Annotated in this window: 3 protein-coding genes; all 3 read left to right on the top strand. The window is 45.2% G+C overall.

Features of this window, described 5'->3' with window-relative positions; all coding sequences use genetic code 11:
* Positions 1-451 precede the first annotated feature (451 nt).
* The 3 genes from BACCOPRO_RS03530 to BACCOPRO_RS03520 all read left to right on the top strand — a co-directional run bounded on the left by BACCOPRO_RS03530 (position 452) and on the right by BACCOPRO_RS03520 (position 3,294).
* The gene (locus BACCOPRO_RS03530) at positions 452-1,273 is read left to right on the top strand and encodes a carboxymuconolactone decarboxylase family protein (RefSeq protein WP_081446910.1); all 822 of its coding nucleotides are present in this window, start codon (positions 452-454) and stop codon (positions 1,271-1,273) included.
* A gap of 12 nt (positions 1,274-1,285) precedes the next feature.
* Positions 1,286-1,906: a cyclophilin-like fold protein gene (locus tag BACCOPRO_RS18270; protein ID WP_008140995.1), complete on the top strand. Its 621-nt coding sequence runs from the start codon at positions 1,286-1,288 to the stop codon at positions 1,904-1,906.
* Positions 1,907-2,067: 161 nt separating this feature from the next.
* Positions 2,068-3,294 (top strand): DUF4934 domain-containing protein, encoded by a 1,227-nt coding sequence (locus BACCOPRO_RS03520; RefSeq protein ID WP_008140994.1) that lies wholly within the window; start codon positions 2,068-2,070, stop codon positions 3,292-3,294.
* Positions 3,295-3,356: the final 62 nt, after the last annotated feature.

Below are 3,356 nucleotides of genomic sequence, written 5' to 3'. Positions count from 1 at the left end.
GATTCTAAATAATATAATTATAAATATGATTTCACTGAATTAATAGGCTACGCATGTATAATTCCATACCTTGTATCCTCATACTTTAAAAAATACTTGTTCTGCTCAGAGAAACCTTTAATTTTTAATCTTTGCTCTTCTCTTTTCTTTGTTGTTTATTGTAATTTTATTCTTTTATTCTTAATCGTTTCCAATAATAATGATATCGCTTTTCTTTTATTATCAACTATTGGAGGGTTAGTGTTATTTGTATCCCCTACTCCTCAAAAAAACGTCCCGGCGTATGCTTCAATTCGTTTCGGCCTTTTACTCAAAACGTCGAAACGTTTTAAAAAAATCTGCTGAATCCATAATTGGGGTACAAATATCAGTAAATCGTATACAAAGCTGTCAGGATGAATCTGCTAACTTTGCCATAGGAAAAACGAATAATCCTTTAATTCATCCAATTATGAAAATCAAAACCGTCCTTGCGCTTGTCGCATTGGCAATAAATTCTACAACTATTATGGCACAGGAAACAGTCAAACAAACAGCTGGACGCGATCAGCTTGGAGAATTCGCTCCCAAATTCGCAGAACTTAATGACGATGTCCTTTTCGGAGAAGTATGGAGCCGCACAGACAAGCTCGGACTGCGCGACCGTAGTCTGGTTACTCTTACGGCACTGATCAGCCAGGGAATCACCGACAGTTCACTGACATATCATCTGCAAACTGCCCGGCAGAACGGCATCACCCGCACCGAGATTGCTGAAATCATTACGCATATAGGTTTTTATGCCGGATGGCCGAAAGCATGGGCTGCTTTCCGGCAGGCCAAGGAGGTATGGGCCGAAGATACGGCAGCAGATGATGCCAGATCTGCCTTCCAGCGGGAAATGATTTTTCCTGTCGGAGAACCCAATACGGCGTATGCAAAGTATTTTATCGGCAACAGTTATCTGGCACCGGTATCCACGGAGCAGGTACCTGTGGCTAACGTAACCTTTGAACCGGGATGCCGTAACAACTGGCACATTCATCGTGCAACCCGGGGAGGCGGACAGATGCTGATCGGAGTAGCCGGCAGAGGCTGGTATCAGGAAGAAGGGAAACCTGCCGTACAGATTCTTCCCGGAACGGTAATTCATATTCCTGCCGGGGTCAAGCACTGGCACGGAGCGGCAGCCGACAGCTGGTTTGCTCATCTGGCTTTCGAAGTTCCGGGAGAAAACACTTCCAACGAATGGCTGGAGCCTGTTTCCGACGAAGAATATAGTAAGCTGAAATAAAGTCACAGAAGTATGCAATGGAAGTTCTGTTCGCAGATGCAGCAATATTTGCTTCTGCCCGCCATTCTTCTGTCTCTGTCTTCCTGCACTCCTGTGCAGGAAGACCCGGCTCTTCCCGAAAACGGCATGCAGACGGATGTCCCTGCTGAAGGAAGCGGCAATGAAGATCCGGAAAACGGAAACCAGAACGAAGGTGGTCACGAGAATCAGGATGAAGAAAGTAATGAAAATCAGAACGAAGATCAAAACGAAGACAATATGATGGAAAGCAATACTCTTAAATTGACCGTCAACGGAGAAACATTTACGGCCACTCTCGTGAATAATTCTTCTACGGAGGCATTGAAAGAACATCTGGCCAAACAGGGAGAACTGGAAATCCGGATGGATGATTACGGAAATATGGAGAAGGTTGGTTCTCTGGGCTTCTCTTTGCCCAGAAACGACCGGCAGACCACTACGGAACCCGGAGACCTGATTCTGTATCAGGGAAATTCGTTTGTAATTTATTATGATACAAACTCATGGAACTTCACCCGGCTGGGAAAGGTGGATAAAGTTTCCACACGGGAACAGATGCTCGAACTGTTGGGAGGAAAAGGCGAAATAACCGTAACACTTTCGCTGGAATAAGGCAGTCAGCCTTCCGGAGGCTGACTGCAATGACACATGTGCCCTTTGAGAAACGAATAACTTGCAAAAAAGATAATAATTCTATATTTTTGTTTCCGGTGATCTGACGATTACTGTTTATATTTCAGATTCTCAAACTAACCTTAAAAATTTTAAGTAACATGAAAACTTATGTATGGGCACTGTATGCCAGCTTGTTGCTTTACTCCTGTGGAGCAAACAACACAAACAGACAGGACGGCAAGGAAGATGCTTCTACCGAACAGACTCAGAAAGCAAAGAAGGAACAAGGGTTGGTGACGCTGGATGTCACCAAGGATTATCCTGAAAAGAAAATCGTCTTGCAGGATCTGGCCGATGTGAAGTACATTCCTCTTGAAACGAAGAAAAATGCTTTGCTGCCCAATTCTGCGGGTTGTTTGGGCTATGTTTCCGACAGCCTGATTGTGGCACGGACATCAGATAATGAAATTGTGCTGTTCAATGGCGACGGCAGTGTGCGTTCCAGTTTTCGTCATGTAGGGCAGGGCAGCAAAGAATATCAGTATATCATTGGAATGGCTGTGGATCCAAAAGCACAGGAAATATTCATCGTAGATTATCTGCTGAAGTATCGGATGCAGGTGTATTCGTTCACCGGACAGTATAAACGTACGTTGCCTATCCCGTACAAGATGATTCTGAATAGCCTTCAGGATTTTTCTGCCGATTGTCTGCTGGCGTGCGATATGGATGTCAATCAAGGCATCTCCAATCGGGCGAAACCGTATATGCTGCTTTCCAAAAAGACCGGAGAGATCGTGAAGGAACTGGACATTCATTTCACCAAACGTATGTCCAACCGTATGTCCAAACCTTTCGGCGAGAACCAGACTATTTCAGCTGCATTGGGCTATGATCCCATTGTCCGCTGCGAGGACAGTTATGTGATCGGTGATTTGTCAGCAGATACAATCTATACCTATACTCCCCAGGGCGTACTCTCGCCGATGCTGGTACGTACTCCGCCGGTGCTTTCCATGGAAACTCCCAAAGTGCTGTTGCCAGACTACCGGGCAGGTTCATACTTCTTCTTCTACCTGGTGGATTTTGAATTCGATTTTGAGACGCGTACAGGGTTTCCTGACAAATATATGGTTTATGACTATGCCGCCGGAAAAACGTATGTATGCAAACTCGTCAATCGGGATTGCGAGGAACAGGAAATTCAGCTGGGTGACGGAGGAGTGACAAATAAGGCTTGGAATACGGCCTGCTATACGATTCCCAGCAGTATGCTGATAGAACAGTCGGAAGCGGGCAAGGTACATGGTCCGTTGAAAGAGATTGCCGCTGGCCGGACCGATGATGACAATCCGGTACTGGCGATTGTACGGTTCAAAAATTGAATACGGTCGGTTTTCAGATAAAAAAGAACGGCTGTCTCATTCTGAAGTGAGACAGCTGTTCT

Source organism: Phocaeicola coprophilus DSM 18228 = JCM 13818 (genome assembly GCF_000157915.1).
Taxonomy (GTDB): domain Bacteria; phylum Bacteroidota; class Bacteroidia; order Bacteroidales; family Bacteroidaceae; genus Phocaeicola; species Phocaeicola coprophilus.
The sequence above is the reverse complement of the archived record's forward strand: the minus strand, read 5'-3'. Positions and strand labels throughout refer to the sequence as shown.